The 19733-nt window shown below is 56.9% G+C and carries 15 protein-coding genes; 9 read left to right on the plus strand and 6 right to left on the minus strand.

Annotated elements, in window-relative coordinates:
* Window position 1 precedes the first annotated feature (1 nt).
* The 4 genes from BIZ42_RS17860 to galE form a co-directional block, all read right to left on the minus strand.
* On the minus strand, window positions 2-286 hold the full coding sequence (locus BIZ42_RS17860) for a DUF4190 domain-containing protein (RefSeq protein ID WP_019183054.1): 285 nt from the start codon (window positions 284-286) through the stop codon (window positions 2-4).
* 50 nt (window positions 287-336) lie between these two features.
* Window positions 337-1122 carry an SDR family oxidoreductase gene (locus tag BIZ42_RS17865; protein WP_070427235.1) on the minus strand — a complete coding sequence of 262 codons (786 nt, stop codon included), beginning with the start codon at window positions 1120-1122 and terminating at the stop codon, window positions 337-339.
* Window positions 1122-2654 carry an aldehyde dehydrogenase family protein gene (locus BIZ42_RS17870; RefSeq protein ID WP_070427236.1) on the minus strand — a complete coding sequence of 511 codons (1533 nt, stop codon included), beginning with the start codon at window positions 2652-2654 and terminating at the stop codon, window positions 1122-1124. The genes BIZ42_RS17865 and BIZ42_RS17870 overlap by 1 nt, the downstream gene beginning before the upstream one ends.
* 212 nt (window positions 2655-2866) lie before the next feature.
* Complete coding sequence (gene galE, locus BIZ42_RS17875; RefSeq protein WP_070427237.1) at window positions 2867-3895, minus strand: UDP-glucose 4-epimerase GalE; 1029 nt, start codon at window positions 3893-3895, stop codon at window positions 2867-2869.
* Window positions 3896-4225: 330 nt separating this feature from the next.
* Here galE and BIZ42_RS17880 point away from each other — a divergent pair, with 330 nt between their 5' ends.
* From BIZ42_RS17880 to wcaK, 9 genes are all read left to right on the plus strand, one after another.
* Entirely contained in the window at window positions 4226-5698 is a 1473-nt protein-coding gene (locus tag BIZ42_RS17880) for an undecaprenyl-phosphate glucose phosphotransferase (protein ID WP_070427238.1), read from the plus strand.
* Window positions 5699-5892: 194 nt separating this feature from the next.
* Window positions 5893-6327 carry a low molecular weight protein-tyrosine-phosphatase gene (locus tag BIZ42_RS17885; RefSeq protein WP_070427239.1) on the plus strand — a complete coding sequence of 145 codons (435 nt, stop codon included), beginning with the start codon at window positions 5893-5895 and terminating at the stop codon, window positions 6325-6327.
* 69 nt (window positions 6328-6396) lie between these two features.
* Window positions 6397-8613: a polysaccharide biosynthesis tyrosine autokinase gene (locus tag BIZ42_RS19405; protein WP_083279895.1), complete on the plus strand. Its 2217-nt coding sequence runs from the start codon at window positions 6397-6399 to the stop codon at window positions 8611-8613.
* 90 nt (window positions 8614-8703) lie between these two features.
* Window positions 8704-9789, plus strand: a complete 1086-nt coding sequence (locus tag BIZ42_RS19645; protein ID WP_156785780.1) for a hypothetical protein — start codon at window positions 8704-8706, stop codon at window positions 9787-9789.
* Window positions 9790-9949: 160 nt separating this feature from the next.
* On the plus strand, window positions 9950-11095 hold the full coding sequence (locus BIZ42_RS19955) for a glycosyltransferase (RefSeq protein WP_257785247.1): 1146 nt from the start codon (window positions 9950-9952) through the stop codon (window positions 11093-11095).
* On the plus strand, window positions 11092-12258 hold the full coding sequence (locus BIZ42_RS19410) for a glycosyltransferase family 4 protein (RefSeq protein WP_083279897.1): 1167 nt from the start codon (window positions 11092-11094) through the stop codon (window positions 12256-12258). The genes BIZ42_RS19955 and BIZ42_RS19410 overlap by 4 nt, the downstream gene beginning before the upstream one ends.
* Before the next feature lie 52 nt (window positions 12259-12310).
* Entirely contained in the window at window positions 12311-13804 is a 1494-nt protein-coding gene (locus tag BIZ42_RS17905; protein WP_156785781.1) for a lipid II flippase MurJ, read from the plus strand.
* 394 nt (window positions 13805-14198) lie between these two features.
* Window positions 14199-14987, plus strand: coding sequence for a glycosyltransferase (locus tag BIZ42_RS17910; RefSeq protein WP_216636697.1), 789 nt, complete (start codon window positions 14199-14201; stop codon window positions 14985-14987).
* Window positions 14987-16216: a colanic acid biosynthesis pyruvyl transferase WcaK gene (gene wcaK / locus BIZ42_RS17915; RefSeq protein ID WP_070427244.1), complete on the plus strand. Its 1230-nt coding sequence runs from the start codon at window positions 14987-14989 to the stop codon at window positions 16214-16216. The genes BIZ42_RS17910 and wcaK overlap by 1 nt, the downstream gene beginning before the upstream one ends.
* Before the next feature lie 170 nt (window positions 16217-16386).
* Here wcaK and BIZ42_RS17920 read toward each other — a convergent pair whose 3' ends face one another.
* Window positions 16387-17532: a glycosyltransferase gene (locus BIZ42_RS17920; RefSeq protein ID WP_070427245.1), complete on the minus strand. Its 1146-nt coding sequence runs from the start codon at window positions 17530-17532 to the stop codon at window positions 16387-16389.
* Window positions 17533-17614: 82 nt separating this feature from the next.
* Entirely contained in the window at window positions 17615-19708 is a 2094-nt protein-coding gene (locus BIZ42_RS17925) for a YjbH domain-containing protein (protein ID WP_083279898.1), read from the minus strand.
* Window positions 19709-19733 lie beyond the last annotated feature (25 nt).

The raw sequence follows: 19733 nt of genomic DNA on the forward strand, positions 1-19733 counted from the left end.
CTCACGATTGGGTAGCGGCAAACCAGGCCAGTCCGCCGAAGAACAACAGAATCACCACCAGGGCGAGCAGGCTGCCGATCACGATGATCCAGCCCAGGATCAGGCCGGCCAGTGCCATGCCGTCGCCTTCCAGCTCCAGCGGGCGACGGCGGATCTCGGCGCGGGCCAGGTGGCCGGTAATGATCGCCGCGACGCTGCCGATGAAGGGCAGGGCGGTCCAGCCGAGGATGCCCATGATCAGGCTGACCACGGCCATGGCACTCGTTTGTCGGGGCGGAAGGCTCATGCAGGTCCTGGTCGCGGTGGGGTGGTTCGATGATAGGGCCAGCGGCGGGTTTATCCCATCAGGACCTGGCCACCATCGACATTCAAGGTGTGCCCGGTGATCCAGCCCGCCAGGGGCGAGCACAGGAACAGCGCGGCGTTGGCGATGGCGGCCGGCTCGCCGAAGCGGCCGAACGGAATCTTCGCCAGGGTGTTTCGATACAGCTCCGGGTCCTGTTCGCGCCGGCGCGCCCACAGCCCGTCCTCGAACTCGATCGAGCCCGGGGCGATGGCGTTGACGCGGATCCGTTGCGGCGCAAGGGCCAGGGCCTGCGAGGTGGTGTAGTGCATCAGCGCGGCCTTGGCTGCCGCATACGGCGCGCCACCCGGGCGCGGCTGCTGGGCCGCGATCGAAGCCAGGTTGAGAATGCAGGCATCGCTGGATTGCTGCAGCCAGGGCAGTGCCAGCCGCGAGGCCCGCACCGCCGACATCAGGTCGACGTTCAAACTGGCTTCCCAGCCCGCCTCATCGTCGGCCATGCCGTAACCGGTCGCATTGTTGACCAGCACGTCGATACCGCCCAGGGCCTGGGCGGCATCGTCCAGCCAGCGGCCGATGTCGTCCAGCCGGGAGAGGTCGGCACTGGCGGTATGCACGGCCATGCCGAGCGCCCCGGCATCCGCACGCAGCGCTGCCAGACCGGCCTCGCCGCGTGCGCAGACCGAGACGCCGGCGCCTGCCGAAGCAAACGCCAGCGCCATGGCGCGCCCGATGCCCTTGCTGCCACCGGCAATCAGTACCCGGCGCCCGGTGAAATCCAGGCGCGGGCCAGCCGGCAGCTGGGGCACGGCAGCCATCACAGGTCGAACTTGATGCCCTGGGCCAGCGGCAGCGAGTCGGAGTAGTTGATGGTGTTGGTCTGGCGGCGCATGTAGACCTTCCAGGCATCCGAGCCGGACTCGCGGCCACCGCCGGTATCCTTCTCGCCACCGAACGCACCGCCGATCTCCGCACCCGAGGTGCCGATGTTGACGTTGGCGATACCGCAATCCGAACCCGCGGCCGAGAGGAAGCGCTCGGCGGTCTTCAGATTGGTGGTGAAGATCGAAGACGACAGGCCCTGCGGCACGCCGTTCTGCATGTCGATCGCCTCGTCCAGCGTGCTGTACTTCATCACGTACAGGATCGGGGCGAAGGTCTCGTGCTGGACGACCTCGTCGCTGTTCTTCAGGCCGGTCACGATGGCTGGCAGCACGAAGTTGCCGGCGCGCTCGATGCGGGTGCCACCGGTCTGCACGGTGCCGCCGCTGGCCTTGGCCTTCTCGATCGAGGCCAGGAACTGCTCCACGGCGCCGTCGCTGTTGAGCGGGCCCATCAGGTTGGCCGGGTCGGTCGGATCGCCGATCTTGCCTTCCACCTGCTTGTACGCCTTGATCAGCGTGGCCAGCACGTCGTCATGGATGGATTCGTGCACGATCAGGCGGCGCGTGGTGGTGCAGCGCTGGCCCGCGGTACCGACCGCGCCGAACACGATGCCCGGGATCGCCAGCTTCAGATCGGCGGTTTCATCGAGGATGATCGCGTTGTTGCCGCCCAGTTCCAGCAGGCAGCGGCCCAGGCGGTGGGCGACCTTCTCGGCGACCTGGCGGCCGACCTGGGTGGAGCCGGTGAAGCTGATCAGCGGCACGCGCTTGTCGGCCACCATCTTTTGCGACAGCTCGGTGCCGGCATCGTTGATCAGGAAGAACAGGTCCGGGAACCCGCCCTCGCGCAGCGCCTCATTGCAGATGCGCATCGAAGCGATCGCGGTCAGCGGGGTCTTGTTGGATGGCTTCCACAGGCAGATGTCGCCGCAGATCGTGGCCAGGAACGAGTTCCAGGCCCACACCGCGACCGGGAAATTGAACGCACTGATGATGCCGACCAGGCCCAGCGGCTGGTACTGCTCATACATGCGGTGGCCGGGGCGCTCGGAATGCATCGTGTAGCCATAGAGCATGCGGCTCTGGCCCACGGCGAAGTCGGCGATGTCGATCATCTCCTGCACTTCGCCATCGCCCTCGGGCTTGCTCTTGCCCATTTCCAGCGCGACCAGCGAGCCCAGGGCGTCCTTGTTGGCGCGCAGGGCTTCGCCACACAGGCGCACGGCTTCGCCGCGGCGCGGGGCCGGGGTGGTGCGCCAGACCTTGAAGGCCTCCTGGGCGCGGGCCACGATGGTTTCGTAGTCGGCGTCGGTGGTCGCGTAGACCTGGGCGATGGCTTCGCCGGTGGTCGGGTTCACCGGGGTGATCACACCGGCATCGGTGGCCGAGGACCACTCACCGTTGCCAAGGTAGGTGCCAGCGTTGGTCGCGTCGAGGCCGAGGGCCTTGAGCAGGTCAGAGGACATGCAAACTCCTGTTGCGTTGCGTTTGTAAGGCGCTGGCCGCTGGCAGGGTGGGGGGCGGCAAGCTGAACCCCGAATGGTAACAGAGGGGGGCAATGCCTTATCTGGTGGTGCAGCGGCGTTTGGCGCGCGGGTCAGCCTCGGGGCGGCCGGGGCCCCGAATTCATATTTGCATTGCCTCAGAGAGGGTGGCGTCCGGACCGCCCTCCCATGGCTCACGCTGCCTGGATGGAGGCGTCGCCGTGAATGTGATGCGGGGACCAGCTCGGCTGATCACGGTGCCAACGCCACGCACTCTCGATGATCGGCCCCAGCTCGGTCCAACGTGGCGTCCAGCCGAGGAGCTCGCGCGCCTTGTCACTGGACGCTACGAGGCGTGCGGGGTCTCCGGCGCGGCGTGGCGCAACTTCGTAAGGGATTGCAACTCCGGATACGGAGGCGGCGGTCGCAATCACGTCGCGGACGGAGAAGCCTTGGCCGTTACCGAGATTGAAGGTGTGTGCACCTTCGTGGCGATCCATGAACGCCAGTGCCAGGGCATGTGCCTGAGCGAGGTCCTGGACGTGGACATAGTCGCGCAGGCAGGTGCCGTCGGCGGTGTCGTAATCGTTGCCGAAGATCTTCAGCGACGGCCCCTGTCCCAGCGCGGCTCTCAGGACGTTCGGGATTAGGTGCGTCTCGCAGGCGTGGGCTTCACCAATGCCATGTTCGGGCAGGGCGCCTGCCGCATTGAAGTACCGCAGGGCCACCGAGCGCAGTCCGTAAGCATGCGCCGCATCTGCCAGGAAACGCTCTGCCATGAGCTTGCTGGCGCCGTAAGGATTGATCGGTGCCTTGGGGTGCTCTTCGTCGATCACGTCTGAAACCGGGTTGCCGAAGACAGCTGCGGTCGACGAAAACACCAGCTTATTTACCTCGTGACGGCGCATGGCTTCGAGGAGGTTGAGCGTGCCGGTGACGTTGTTGGCGTAGTACGCGTAGGGCTCGGCGACTGACTCGCCTACCAGCGACTTGGCACAGAAGTGCATCACAGCGTCGAAACTGCGTCCGTGAAGAGCGCGTTCGAGCGCCGCTGGATCCAGCAGGTCGGCCTCGATCAGGTCGCCCCAGCGCACGGCACCTCTGTGACCGGTAGAGAGGTTGTCGAGCACGGTCACTGTGTGGCCATGCTCGGCGAGCCATTGCGCCATATGGCTGCCGATGTAGCCGGCGCCGCCGCAGATGAGGATGTTGGACGAATTCATGGGCGCAACTCTAGGCGGCAGCGACGGTTGAATGAAAGCCCTGTTCGATGCTACGGGGCAGATGCAGAAGAAGCCGTGCTGGCGCCGTCGACGATGTCCCGCCAGCTATGTCAGGACTCTGACTCGCAAGAGGCAGAGGCGACGCGCTCATCTATGTCATTGTTTTTTCTAGTGTCATGAACTAGTTCAGTTAGATGCGCGATCATTTTTGTGAGAAATCTGTAAGATTGGTGTCGTTTAGTGAACAAAAATTCGCTCGAGGTCTTGTGGAACGACGGGGAGGTCGATTGCACAGGCAGGAACGGGGAACCGTTCCAGCGGGCATTCCTGATGGAGAAGTTGCCTTTGCTACATGGATCCGTAGAACAGTCGCCCGCGCGGTTTGGACGCCCGCGCGTGACAGCCGAGGCGCGCGCTGCACTAGATGTGGGGCTGCGGGTGGGGGATCTGCTGCTGGTGCCAAGCGCTGCGGTGTTTACCCATATCGCAACGTTCGGCTGGCTTCCGCCTACGCACCCGCAGCGGGTGGTGTTCGGGGCGGTGCTGCTGTGCACCCTGGTTTGTTTTGGCTTCGCGCCGGTCTATCGAGAGTGGCGCAACCGCGGCCTTCTCGCCGATCTGTGGACCCTGTTCCTTGCCTGGACGGGTGTGTTCGCCCTTTTCTCCATGTACTCGGTTCTGATCGACATGGCCGATACGGTGCCTGCATCCTGGCTGGTCGGCTGGTACTCGTCTGGCCTGGTCGCCATGAGTGCCACCCGTAGCGCCATCCGCTTCCGGCTGCACAGGTTGCGGGAGAGGGGGCTGGATCGTCAGCGCGTCCTCCTAGTTGGCCTGCGTGCGCCGGCATTGAAAGTGCATCGCCTACTGCGAAGTCGCCCAGAGATCGGCAAGGAAGTTATTGGTTACTTTGCCGGTCCTGATGACATCGCACTCCGTCGCGAAGGCGCGGACGCGCCGAAGCGTTTGGGAGAATTGGATGGCCTTGAAGCCTTTTTCGAAGCCCATCGCGGCCAGATCGAGCAGATCTGGGTGTCGCTTCCGCTCGGGGGGCGTGCGCAGCTAAAAGACGTACTCCGGTTGCTGGAGCGCTATCCCGTGCAGGTGCGGCTCGTGCCGGATATCACTGGCTTGGGGGCGCTCAATCCAGGCGTGCATCAGGTCGGTACCGTGCCAATGGTCGGTGTGCGCCAAGGCGTGGTGGAGCCGCGGTTCATCATCATCAAGCGAATTGAGGACCTACTGGTCGCTAGCATTGCAGTTGTTGTGCTGGCGCCGTTGTTGGCCGCCTTGGCTCTTGGCGTCAAGCTGAGCTCGCCTGGGCCGGTATTGTTCCGTCAGCGGCGCCATGGGCTGGATGGCAAAGAATTCTGGATGCTCAAGTTCCGCTCGATGCGTGTGCATGCAGAAGCACCGGGCAAGATCACGCAGGCCACTCGCAACGATCCACGGGTCACCCGTTTCGGCGCCTTCCTGCGTCGCAGCAGCCTTGATGAGTTGCCGCAGTTCTTCAATGTGCTGGGTGGAAGCATGTCGGTAGTTGGCCCGAGGCCGCATGCTATTCAGCACAACAATCATTATGAGCGGCTGATCGAGCGCTATATGCATCGCCACTACGTCAAGCCGGGCATTACTGGATGGGCTCAGGTCCACGGGCTACGGGGGGAGACGCCCCAGCTGCGGCAGATGAAGAAGCGTGTGCAGTACGACATCGACTACATCCGGCGATGGAGTCCAATGCTGGATGTGCGGATCATTGGGCTGACGGTGTTGAAGGTCTTAGGGCAACGCTCAGCCTACTGAGGAGCTAGGGAAAGCGTTCGAAAATGAGCGACCTGCGTCTCACTTCGTCGCTTTGACGTTGTGTCCATGAGATTCGTCCCAAGGCGCAAAAGCCAAGCCCAAGGACGATGGGTTATTCTGTTCGATTGGATGCACGACTCTCGGAGAAGGTCACGATGAGCCGGCCATGTCGGACGCAACAAGGTTGAAATGCAGTGTTCAAGAACATTCTGTTTGTTTGTATTGGCAACATCTGTCGCAGCCCCTCGGCGGAGGTGATGATGCGGCACGCGCTTCGTGGCAGAGAGGTGGGGGTTTCTTCCGCTGGTCTGGCTGCTCTTGTCGGTCATGGGATCGATGCGACAGCACAGGAGCTGCTCGTGGACCATGCGCTTGATGGCGCAGAGCATCGGGCGCGGCAGGTTACACCAAAAATTCTCTCGGGTGCTGATCTCATCCTTGTGATGGAGAAAAAGCACCTCAGGCGTATCAGTGAAATCGCGCCGGAATCCTCTGGGAAAACTTTCCTGCTGGGCAAGTGGCGGGAAGACCTCGAGATTCCTGATCCTTATCGGCAACAGCGTCCCGCATTCGAACATGTCTACAGGTTAATGGCAGACAGTGTCAGTGCGTGGAAGCGCTACATCTGATCATTTAGTATCCACTACTAGCGACAGAGAGCTCTGTCGCACTCTTATAAATTCATAGCAGCGATTCATATGACAAGCCAAGAACCCCTAGCTGTTTCGTCCGACAAAGCCGATGAGATCGACCTGCGTCAGCTACTGGGTACGCTGATCGACCATAAGTGGTGGGTGATCGGCATTACAAGTGCATTCTTTGCAACTTCGCTTGCTTATGCGTTGCTGGCGACGCCGATCTATCGAGCAGACGCCATCATACAGGTAGAGTCGAAGGTTCCTACGCTCCCAGGCCTTTCAGCCCTGAGTCAATCTCTGGGTGTTACTGGTGGCTCGGCCGAGACGAGCACGGAAATCGCTTTGATCGCCTCAAGAGCAGTTGTGGGCGCCGCAGTAGATGAGCTCAGGCTTGATCTGCTTATTGAGCCCAATCGATTCCCTTTGGTGGGAGACTACCTTGTTCGAAAGGCCGAGGCCTTAGGCGAAGATCATCTGTCTCCACCCTTACTTGGAATGAGCCGCTTCGGATGGGGTGGCGAGCGTCTTGATGTATTCCAATTGGAGGTGCCGGCCTCCATGCTCGGCAACGAAATGACGCTTGTCGTAGACGATAGCCAAGGGGGATACACCTTGTCCGATAGTACTGGGCAAGTGCTCCTGAGGGGGCAGGTAGGAGTGGTTTCTCGGGGTAAGGGGGTAATGATCCAAGTAGCTCGTCTTCGCGCCTACCCAGGTATGCGTTTCAGCTTAACAAAACTTCGAAAGCTGAAGGTTGTCGGTGAACTGCAGAAGGAGGTCTCTGTTTCGGAGGCAGGAAAGGATTCAGGCATTCTAACTCTGACTTATGAGAATGCTGACCCCAATCTCGCGGGGGCTTTCCTGCAACAGGTCGCTCAGGCGTATGTGCGCCAGAACGTAGAAAGGAATTCCGCGGAGGCATCTGCGCAGCTAGCCTTCGTGAAAGAGCAGTTGCCCAACATTAGAGGGCAGGTCGACGCTGCTCAAAAAGCCCTGGCTGCCTATCAAACACGTGCCAACTCTGTCGATCTATCGCTGCAGACTAAAGGACTCTTGGACCAAGAAGTTGCTGTCGAGACGAGCATCCAGCAGCTTCGCCTGCAGCAGGCTGAGATGGATAGAAAGTTCACCCGAGATCATCCTGCCTACCAGGCTCTCCTTCGACAGATTGGCGAGCTTCAGGGTAGAAAGGCGGGCTTCCAAGGCCAGGTTAAGCAACTTCCGGAGGCTCAGCAGGAGCTGCTGAAGCTGACGCGGGAGTTGAAAGTTGGTAATGAGATGTATACCGGAATGCTCAATCAAGCTCAGCAATTGGATGTCGCTCGAGCCGGCACTGTTGGCAATGTCAGAATTGTAGACGCTGCAGTCGTTGATGCTACAGCGCCCGTGAAGCCGAGGAAGTCGCTAATAGTGCTCGTCGGTACCTTCTTCGGCGCATTGCTTTCTTTCATTCTTATTCTATTAAAGCAGATGCTGAACCGCGGTGTGGAGGATCCTTCTCAGATCGAGGAGCTTGGGTTGCCGGTTTATGCCTCTATTCCAGTCAGTCCTAAGCAAGAAAGTGATTCTGTCCGCGGTGGATTTCGCGGTGATGGAAAGTTGCATCTGCTCGCGGTCAAGGATCCGGCGGATCTCGCAGTTGAGGCTATTCGTAGCCTGCGTACCAGTCTCCACTTTGCGCGCCTTGAGTCGAAGAACAATTTGGTGCTTATATCCGGTTCGAGTCCTAATGCGGGAAAAACATTCGTTTCCTCCAACCTTGCGGCTGTGATCGCGCAGGCAGGCCAGCGGGTTCTCATCATCGACGCAGATATGCGGAAGGGTACGCTTCATAAAGCTCTTGGCGTCAGTCAAAGCCCTGGCCTTTCCGATGTGATGGTTGGTAGGGTTGAAGTCAAAGAGGCGACTCGCGAAGTCGAGGGGTTAGAGAACCTGCGTGTGATCACTCGGGGCGACGTACCCCCCAATCCATCCGAATTGCTCATGCACGAAAACTTCTCCCGTCTTCTCGCATCAGTTAGCAAGGAATACGATCTCGTAATTATTGATACGCCGCCGATCCTGGCTGTAACCGACGCTGCAATTATTGCCCATCATGTAGGAACGTGTCTGCTCGTTGCCCGATTTGGGTTGAATCAGCCCAAAGAGTTGGCGATCGCAAAAAAGCGATTCGAACAAAACAATGTGAGACTGAAAGGGGCGATATTCAATGCCGTTGAGAGGCGTGCGGCCGGTTATTATAGCTATGGCTACTACGAGTATAAATCGACTACATGAGTTGAGAGACGGTCAGGCAGGATAAAAGCCCCAGCCTTTCGGTGCAGTAATGCATGGAGCCAACTCTAAGTTCCATCAATGAGATAAGGTATGGGTAATAGAAATTACTTCGACTATGTTGTGCTTCTATTCATTTGGGGTACGGCTACTTCAGGTTTGGTCAAGTACGTGGGTCTTGTTATTGGTTTTCCCTACGTGCATCTCATGCCGAAGGGAATTTTGCTAGTAGCAGCTTTGATTCCTCTCCTTCTTTCGAAGTTTTCTCGTAGACAGTTCGCCGTACTTATCTTCTTATCCCTGTGGGGCGCATATTCAGTTTATAGGAATGGCGTTCCCCAGACCCTTATGGGGTTCTGGGTCCTTCTGCCATTCTTCTTTGGGATGATGTTCCCTAGTCTTGTCCTGAGTGAAGTCGTGAAGAGGGGGCTGCTGTATGTCTTCCTGGTATCACTTGCATTTGAGCTCATAAACTATCTCACTCCTTTTCCTTGGGAGAGCATGGTAATTGATTACGGGGACTACTCTTCCACTGTGGGGCGTGCGTGGACCGATAACGGAGCACGAAGGCTCGCGGGTTTGAGTAGTTCATCGATCGATCTTTCTCTTGTGCTCGCTCTTTCGTCCCTTTTTATGACCTCCAGGATCCGGTCGTCTGCTTGGAAGGTTGCCATTGTCGCGTTATCATTTTTTGCAATATATCTCACGACGATGAAGACGGCGGCTGCTGCTTACCTTCTCGCAGCAGTTCCTCTCATCTGGGGCCGTCGTCCAGTGAGAATCTCCTGGTTTTGGGGTGCAGTTTTCGCCACGTTGGCTGGCACCCTACTTCCAGTGTATGTCTACTCCGAGCCTGACGCAGTACGGGCACTTGTCGACGGCTTCCTGACTCTCCAAGCAAGGCTCGATGTAGTTTGGCCTGCTGTAATTGATTACACGCTACGGAGCTCGCCGGGACTGCTTGGCCTAGGTATGGGCGGGCTGGGGGCGGCAATGCAGGTTGGAGGGCGGGCGATGCCTTATGGATTCGTCGATAACATGTACCTCTATGTAGTTGCATGTGGAGGCTTGCTTGGCGTCGCATTTATTTTCCTTCTTTGGCGGGCATTGCACAGGCTTTGCACGCGCAACGCGGCGGACTATTCCTTGGCTGGAGGGGGGCGCTCGTCTTTATCGTAATCTATGGTGTCACACAGGTTTCTTTTGAGGCATCGATGAGTTCCCTGTTCCTTGGTGCACTGGTTGGTGGGCACGCATTCTCCCGAAAGGAGAGGCAGCTCAAGCTTGGGGTTTCACCGCAATGACGTCTGCTGAGAGTTTACTAATGGAAGGTAATATTATGGATAGTCAGTCTGAGTGTGTCGCCGTGTTCCGGCACGAGTTATTCAAGCACTCTGAAACTTTCATTGCGGAGCAGGCTGACTCAGTTCCAGGCTGGCGTCCGTTCTTCATCGGCCGTAGCAGGGCCGCTGATGGGAAGGAAGCCGCGTCTTTCGCGAGCTGGACTGACTGTGCCAACCGTCCCGGTCTTCTTCACAGGATTCACCAAGTCGCAACTCGGAGCTCGCGTCCCTATGAGGCGGCAATCAGGTCCAGCGGTGCCAAGCTGATCCATGCTCACTTCGGCGTCGAAGGTGTATACGCCCTGCCCATCGCCAAGGCGCTACGTCTTCCGCTGATTACGACGTTCCACGGCTTCGATGCCACGACTAGTGGGCGTAACCTTTTGCTCTCAGGTAAGCCTTCGTGGTTGAACTACCTACGTCACCGTTCAACGCTTGCGCGAAGAGGCGACCTCTTTCTCTGTGTATCTGATCATATCCGAAGGAGAGTCGTGGCCCTCGGTTTTCCCGAGCACAAGACTCATACTCATTACATAGGTGTCGATGTAGATAAGTTTGGCTTCGATAGAGAGTGTCAGCCGGGTCGCCAGTTTATACTTCACGTTGGCAGGCTCGTGGAGAAAAAGGGGGCCGTTGACTTGGTGCGTGCGTTCTCCAAGATCGCCGACAGGTTCCCGGAAGTGGACCTGAAGATAGTCGGAGTTGGGCCGCTTGAGTCTGCGGTCCGAGAGCAGATTTGCCGGGTCGGTCTAAGTGATCGGGTGCAGCTCTTGGGCGCATTACCACATTCCGAGGTCAGGGCGTTGATGCGCAGAGCTGCGCTGATGTGCCAACCAAGCATAACAGCACGAAGTGGTGACACTGAGGGGTTGCCGATAGTTCTTATGGAGGCTGCTGCCAGCGGCGTGCCCGTGGTTTCGACCTTCCACGCAGGAATCCCTGAATTGATAGAGCACGGTGTAACTGGTCTGCTTTCTGAGGAGGGTGATGCCGAAGGGCTTGCTCGGCACCTGGCACGGATGTTGGAGAATTCCGGGGTTCGTGAGTGCTTTGCTGTGGCGGCTAGGCTCACTGTCGAGCGGCGCTTCAACATTAAGTGCCAATCCCAAAAGCTCGGAGAAATCTACGGTAGCCTGACATGAAGATACTTATTGTCAGTAGAGTGCTCCCCCATCATTCAATCGGCGGAATGCAGGTGGTGGCTTGGGACTTGGCTTGTGCTTTGGCCAAGCAACAGCACAAGGTGAGCGTCCTGACTGCAGAAGTTCCAGGTAAAGGAAATTTCTTCAGTTCTGAAGACGTTGACGTACATTGCATGAAGGGGCTCCATTGGAGTCGCTATGGCCGTGAGTGGAGGAACGCGGTCCTGCGCCACTGTACTGCGGAGGTGCTGGCTCCGTATGACGTGATACTAGGAGTGAGTGCGGGAGCTGCGCCCCTACTTTCAATGAAAGGCAGCATACCTGCGAGAATAATTATGCAGGCGCACGGGACGTCAATGGGTGAATTGCTGTCCAAGTGGCGCAGCCGTCATCTTCTGGAGATTGCAAAATCAGTCAAGAATATCATCGGCGTCTTCAAGAATCTGCTTATGTTCCCTCGGTATGACTCCATCATTTCAATAGGCAGTGCGGTGACGGAAGATTTTGGGCGGTACCCGCTTTCGCTGTTGGGTGATCGTGTGTCTGTTGTTCAGATAAATAATGGCGTTTCCGTAGTCGATTTCACTCTACCAGCCTCGAACAGAGTCGAAGTCCGCCGAGAGCTAGGCTGGACCGACGATCAACGCGTAGTGATCACTGCGTGCAGACTTGATCGGCAGAAAGGTGTTGATCTTTCACTCGGGGCGTTTGAGCGTGCCTACAGGGATAATGCCGACCTGAGATATCTCGTTATTGGTGATGGTCCGGAACGCAAGCGCCTCGAAAGTGCCGCAGCGAACATGGGCCTTTCGTCGGTAGTCAGGTTCTTAGGGAGCGTTCAGCGGCGTGATGTCGCAAGATATCTTGGGGCTTCTGACATTATGCTTTTCTCAACCACGAGAGTTGAGGGTCTCCCCATGAACATTCTTGAGGCACTCGCCGCGGGCCTGCCCTGCCTAGTTTCTGAACACGTAGTTTCAAAGCAGCCAATCTGCGATTCCGTCATTCCTATTGATCCTCATGACTTTGATGGTGCTGCGGCACGGATCAACGATTTGCGTGTTGCGCCTCTCAATAAGAAGCAATCGCTGCTTCCTGAGGAGTTTACCCTGGACTACTCCGCTAGGGCCTATGTTGATCATTTTCGCCTCGTGAGCAGCTGAGTGTGGGGCCGACGCATCCGTCACGTAACTGCTTCAGGCTTTGGAGTATCTGATGTTTAGAGCGGTGGTAAAGCTTGTCTTCGGCTCAATGCTCGGCAAGGCGTCTGGTGTAGCCAGGGAGCTATTGTTGGCGAGCCTGTACGGGACGGGCGTCGTCGCATCCGCCTCTCGTGCGGCGCAGTCTTCGACCATGATCCCAATTGACTTCTTCACATCCAATGCTCTTTCGTCCGCGTTTCTCCCGGTCTACAGCCGATTGAGGTCTGAATCAAAGGAGCGGGCGTCACTCCTTTTTTGGATGGTCCTCTTTTTGATGTTGGCGTTCTCTGCGGTCATCCTGTCGATGTTGCTGATATGGGGGCGCGAGTGGGTTGAGCTTGTTTTTCCTGGCTTCTCGCTAGATGCGAGGTCGGCCACACTTTCGATGCTCAATGTGATGGCTATAGGCGTTCCATTCTATATTCTTGGGAATCTTCTTTCCTATGTTGCGATGGGTAACGGCGACTATTCGATGGCATCGAGCAGGGCGACTGTGCAGAATTTTGGCATGACGGCTGGCGTACTGTTTGCGTGGATCCATAGTTCGCCGGTGCTCATAGCGTGGGGTTTCACATTATCCTACGTAATTTACTGCATATGGGGCTTGAGACTATTCAGGATAGGTGCTTTTGCGCCGTTTCCATCGTCCTGGAATCTAGCTGATGTGACTTCTATTTCAGGAAAGTTCTGGTACGCCATTAGACCGCTTCTTCTACTGCCATTTCTGCTTCAGGGAAATGCCGTGGTGGAGCGAATGGTTGCGTCCCTAATTAGCGAAGATACTGTCGCGGCCCTTGGCTACGCAAAGCTGGTCACGGATACTGGAGTGCTGCTTATTGCAATGCCACTTGGCCTGGCAGGCTTGGCGTCGATGAGCAAGATGAAAGAGTTGGATGTTACCAAGGCCTTGACGAGCATCCTGCCGCCTCTGCTCATGATATCTATCCCAATCTCCCTATTTATGGCGGGTGAGAGTGAATCTATCGTGCGGTTGGTGTTTGAGCACGGCCACTTCAGTAGATCCTCAACTGAGGTTACCCATGTCATTCTGAGCGGGCTCAGCTGGGGTCTATGGGCACAAATTTGCTCCTACTTTTTGGTGAAAGTGCTTAGCGCAAGAATGAGGAATAGAGAGGTTTTTATCTACATGGCTGCTGCCATAGTTGGAAATGTTGCATTAAATTTAGCTCTGTTTCGCGTGCTCGGCGGTCAGGCGCTCGGTATAGCAAGTAGCTTTTATGCGCTAGTTCTATTTGCACTGGCAAGTTATTCGCTGGGTGTTTTGGCATTTCTCTGGAAGAGGATTGCACTTCTGCTTTTGGGTGGGTTGATTTTCATGGCTGGCATTGGTTTTACATCGCTGGATCTCACGCTACTAGGTTCAGCTATTTCTGCTATCTTGGCAGTAATTTTTTGGGTCGTATACATAGCGGCGATTCCGCTGCTCCGTTCGGACGCAACGATTCTTGTTGAATTTATTTTGCGGAAATTTTATGCGCCCAAGTGACGTAATTATTATGTCGACGGCTGACTGGGATAATCCATTCTGGACCAATAAGCAGCACGTCGCCGTTGAGATGGCAGCTTTAGGGCACCGTGTAATTTATATTGATTCACTCGGGTTGAGGCGGCCAAGTGCATCGTCGTCAGACCTGAAGAGGATTCTGGTTCGACTGAAGCGGGCAGTTAAGCCGCCTCGATTGGTCCGCCATAATATCTGGGTCTGGTCCCCTATCGTCCTTCCGCTTCATAACGTTAAACCGGTCCGCTTTCTTAATCGGATGTTGCTTGGTCTTGGCCTATCGTTTTGGATGCGAGTTAGAGGGTTTCGACATAGGGACTCAATCTTCTGGACGTATAGCCCAATAACGACAAGTATTTTCAGGCTATCGAAGTTCAGGATGGCCGTCTATCACTGTGTAGACGAAGTGAAGGCTCAGCCGGGTATGCCAGTCGCAACTATAGAGAAGGATGAGTCCGATCTCATGCGCGCCGCGGACGCGATTTTTGTCACTTCACGGTCGCTAGAGTTGACACGTCGCGAGTGCAATGAGAATACGTTCTACTTCTCAAACGTCGCCGATTATGAGCATTTTTCCTCAGCCAAGAGCGAGTCGCTTGCGGTGCCGGCCGACCTGTTAGCCATTCCGGGGCCGCGGATAGGGTTTGTAGGTGCCATCAGCGGGTACAAGGTCGACTTTCCTTTGCTGGCGTCCGTTGCTAAAGCGCGTCCAAATTGGTCGTTTGTTCTGATTGGCAAGGTCGGCGAGGGTGATCCGTGGACAGATGTTGCTTCGCTGAAATCCTGTCCCAACATTCACTTCCTTGGATCGAAGGCATACTCTGACCTTCCGGCGTACCTTAAGGGAATCGACGCGGCTATTTTGCCTTGCCCGCTGAACGAGTACACGAAGGGCATGTTCCCGATGAAGTTCTTTGAGTACCTGGCGGCAGGTAAATATGTTGTCAGTACGCCGCTGGACTCTCTCGCCGAATTTGGGGACATCGCGCGCTTTGCGAGTGACTCGGAGTCATTTGTCGGTCAGCTGGAGCTTGTGCTGAAGGGGGACCCGCAGCTTCTCGATCGCTCTGAGATCCTTGCAAAGGAAAACACTTACGAAAGTCGTATGAAGAAGATGATGCGTTGCCTTGAGAACCTGAGAGTAGAAGAGCGTGGGGGTAGTGAGTAATGGTTCGTAAGATTCTTCTTGTTGGCAATCACACGTGTGCGAATCGAGGTGACTCCGCCATTCTTCGCGGCCTACTTGCTTTTATGGAGGCCAATTTCGTCGGCGCAGAGGTGGACGTGACCTCTCGCTATCCAGTTAGCTCCGCGTACCTATTAGGCCGCGAGGTTCTTCCCGACGATTGCCATGGATACTATGGTTCATTGCGCGGTGGGCGAGGGGGAGTGCTCTCCAAGGTCGCGAGGAGGTTGGTTCCGCTCGGGCTTTCGTATCATGTTCAGAAGCGCTGGTGGCGGTGGCTATTTCCAGTGCCAAAGTTTCACCGCGATTTAGTTGAGCGGTATGAACGGTACGACTTTGTTGTCCAGGTGGGTGGCTCATTCTTTGTGGATCTTTATGGCGCCGCCCAGTTTGATAGCTCGCTGTGTGCGATGTTGGCTGGGCGAAAGGTATATGCACTAGGGCATAGCGTGGGCCCGTTCTCAGGTGTAATCTTCAACCAGGTGGCTAGGACGACGTTTTCAAAGATGGAGTGCCTCGCTCTCAGGGAGCGTGAGAGCGTGAAGCATTTGGATTCCCTGGGTGCCGGCGACGCGCGCGTCACCTTTACTGGAGATACTGCTTGGCTCGTGCCAGTTAATGATGTGGGAACTCTAAAGGTCGATGCTGTGGCGTTCACCTTCAGGGAGCTTGCGCCATTTGATGTTCGCCTTGGGGTTACACAGGAGGCGTATGAATTGGCTTGCGCGCGAAGCATTTCGAGGCTTCTGGACAGGGGTTTCAAGGTGATCGGAGTTTCTACTTGCACTCCCTTGGAAAACTATAGCAAGGATGACCGAATCGTCGCGTTGAGAATTCGGCAGCTTTTGGGTGGGCATCCCGGCTTCACGGTGATAATGGATGAGCTTGACGATAGAAGGCTTGGTGAACTTCTCGCCAGCTGTCGGCTGACAGTCGGTACACGACTCCATAGCGCGATTATTTCTATGAATTCCGGTACCCCTGCGATCGCAATAAACTATGAACACAAGTCCGTTGGAGTGATGCGGCAGTTAGGGCTCCCGGAACTGTCCGTTTCCGTTGATGACTTGGTGTGCGGTCAGATCGATTCGCTCATCGATGAGCTCCTTAGTGACGAGAGCCTCTCCCGAAGGGTCAAGGCGGCTGTAGTCAAGGAGAGGTCATTCGTTGCAGGCACCATTGAAGACGCCCTCTCTGCCGCGTTCAGCTGAGTGGCCGAAAGCCCTTCGGTCGGGGTTGGCCCGAGTTCGAAGGGTCTGGCTGAATGTTCGAGTGGAGGACTGCGTCGCGCGTGACTGGCGCGCAGCTCGCGCGGTTGGTGCAAAATCGCGCGGGACAGGGTAGCGCGTTGCTATTGATAGTGTTGCAAGCAAGGCGCAGGTCAGGCCTTTGAAGCTCGGCGCCGCCCTTCGGCAGTATCTGTGACTATTGCGAGGGCGGCGTCTACCTGTGCCGATAGCTGCTTCCGGAACGCTTCCGGGCGGAACTCCAGGGCGTGACTCGCTATTCTTCGATGATCCCAAGGCTCCGCCCTGGACTCGAATGTCTTGATGGCTTGTGAGACCGCATCAGTCGTCTGTTCCGGAAAAAATATGCCGGTCTCGCCATCTATTACGCTATCCAAGATTCCACCCTTGCCGAATGCAATGACGGGCGTACCGTAGGCTTGCGCTTCAACTGGCGCGATCCCAAAGTCCTCTTCAGCGGCGAAAACGAATGCCTTGGCGTTAGCCAAATGCTGCTCCAGTACATTCTGCGGTTGGTAGCCCATGACATCGACGTTGCTGCCGGCCAGTTGCTTAAACTGAGCAAGTAATGGTCCACTTCCTATGACAACCAGTCGCTTGTCAGGCATTGCGTTGAACGCCTTAATGATCAGGTCGATGCGCTTGTAAGGAACGAGACGCGAAGCAGTAACGTAGTAGTCTCCGCGGGCTGACAGCGATGGAACATCGGGCACGTCAACTGGCGGGGGGACGACGACGGAGCTCTTGCCGTACACCTTCTGAATGCGGCGCGCGATGAAACTGGAGTTGGCTACGAATTGATCGACGCCGTGTGCAGTGCGCACATCCCACATCCGTATGTAGGAAAGAATTGCTCTCGCGGCCCAGCTCTTGGGCCCGCGCTCCAGCTTTGATTCACGCAGATACTGCGGTTGTAGATCCCATGCATACCGGATTGGGGAGTGGCAATAGCAGACATGGACCTGATCAGGGCCAGTTAGCACACCCTTGGCGACTGCGTGGCTACTTGAGAGGACCAAATCAAAGCCGCTCACGTCGAACTGCTCAATCGCCAATGGCATCAAAGGGAGGTAGCTACGATAGCTGCTCTTTGCTTTGGGCAGTCGTTGGATGAAGCTGGTGTGGATCTTATTGGAGCGCAGAAACGCGCGCTCCTTGTCAGGGAGGAAATCGACAAGTGTGAAGATCTCTGCGTTCGGATACAGGATCAACATCTGCTTCAATACTTTTTCGGCTCCAGCGTACACGGTGAGCCAGTCATGGATGATCGCTACGCGCATGATGTCGTTCCTTGGTATCGGCGGGTTTCCAGTATCAGGAGGCCGGTGGGGCGGAATTGTTCTAGAAGCATTGCGCCCAGGTTCACTGGTCGACCCTATCGAGATTTTCGAAAAGGAAGTCCGGATCCCGCTCCGACGTCATTTGATACAGTCCGTAGGTGCGGGACAGGCGCGCCCCGCCATCTCGATACAATGGGTTCCAGGCGAAGTTTGCGCGTGCACGCGTCGAACGTGGCAGGAGGAAATCGAACGGTATGGAGACGTAGATGCCCTTATCGAAGCTGCCCTCACCAAAATCGACGGATGAAACATCTGTCTTCGTCGCGTAAGCACCCATGCTTACACCGTTATCGAAAGTGCGTGCAAGCGTCAACGTTGCACCCCAGTCCTTGGCCAGATATCGCCCGGCACTCAGGATGCTGACGACTCTGCGGTCATCTCCCCACGAATAGTAGAAACTGGCATGTCCCGTGGCTACGCTATAGTCACGAAAGCTGAAGCGTTGATCGAAATCTCGCTGTTTCACCCAGTTTAGTTCTGCGCCCAACGCCCAGCGTTCACTGAGGGGGCGATATAGAACCTCACCCCCGAGGCCGCCGTACATCGATTCAAACAGCCCGGCGTATGCCATACCGTACAGGTCACGGCCAAGCTGGCGGGTCCCCGTCAGCTGAAGGTTAGGGATCGTCAAATCTTCGGTCGTAAGGTATTGCCGAATATAAGTACGTACACGGGGAAGTCGGCTTGGAGCGTCGTATCGGAATTTGTCGTAGTTGTTGTATGCGTTGTAGCTTAGGCTGCCGTTAATCCAGAGGCTTCGAGTCAAATAAACGTTTGCTCCGTATGTTCCCGCAACCTGGAAGAGGACGAAGCCGTCGGGACCCCCCAGCGTTTGGAGGTAGCCTACGTTGAACGCGCCTTCATAGCGTCGCAGCGCATTCTGGTAAAGGGGGGTGCGACGCTGCGGTGTGGGTGCTGCCATTTCAATGTGACCGGCTAGGTCGGACAGTGAGGTCCGGTGATCTGCGTAGTCAGCGAAGGCGGCTCTTTCCATGCTGGTTTCGACAATAGGCACGCCGAGCCGTGTGTTCCGCACCGTGACCCAGGTTGTGTCGTCCGGCAGCTGGCCGTCCAAAACGCGCATAGCGCGCCCCAGGCCCTGAGCGGGGTAGGCAAAGCGTCGCTGTTCACCGCTCACTATTATCTCGTGCTCACGCTGTTCAATGCTGGTTATGCGTAGTCCTGCATTGTTCTCCAGTGCTTGAGCGATGCTCTCCCACTCGGTAGTGGAAGGATAATCGTCGTTCGCCAGACTGCCTGATTTTGCAGGATCGGATCTATCCCGTATCGGTAATGGGAGGGGGTCCATCGGCTTCGCGATAGACCGAGCCTGGGCTAAGTTGGTGTGCAGCGTAAGCCCCAACATCGCAGTGTCGCCGCGCTCCCACGCAGCGTGTAGCTGGATGTTCTTGTTTAGTGCATAGGAAGCGCCCAAGTTGAACGGACTTCGCTGCTCTTGATTGTTATTTTGCGGCTCGTGCTTGTAGTTGTTTCCATCGTACTCAAGCTTGAGTTGGAGAGCCTCCCATGGGGTCTGGTAGGCGATGCCGCCGAAGACGCCGACCGGACCGCGGAACACACCCTTGCTGTTCAAGTTGCCTGTTCCTTGGGCGCGCGGCCGTTCTTCGAACTTGTCGTCGATGGCGCTGAGGGGATTCTTGAAATCCCCGCGGTTTCCGATATAGCCCGTGGCCAAGCCGACGCTGGCGTCTATGGGTCCAAAGCGCTTGCTGGCTACTAGGTACTCACTGGAGAACAGCCCGGTCCCACCGATGTCGCGGAAGCCAGCTGACACTTCAGGGGCCCAGTGTCCTTCCTCGAACAGCTTGACCTTGACGTCGATCGATTTGTCTTTGTAGTTCTGCTGGCCGCTGAGCCACTCGGGCCCATAGCGGCGGTTGGCCACTGAGACATAGCGGAACGCGCCTTCCAGCCATGGTAACGGCTGTAGCACCATGTTGTAGCGGCTATAAGGAGAGGTATGAGTTGCGGTGAAGGCTATCTCGCCTTCCCCTGCCATGCGTGCGGTGGGTGTCTGCAGAAGGCCGATGCCGCCCCAGTCGCTGGCGGTGGGGGCGGGTGCATTCTGAGCGTACAGAGCGGAACTGATGCTCATGCTGAGTAGCGCAAGACCCAGTCGA

This window comes from Stenotrophomonas sp. LM091 (assembly GCF_001806305.1).
GTDB lineage: Bacteria > Pseudomonadota > Gammaproteobacteria > Xanthomonadales > Xanthomonadaceae > Stenotrophomonas > Stenotrophomonas bentonitica_A.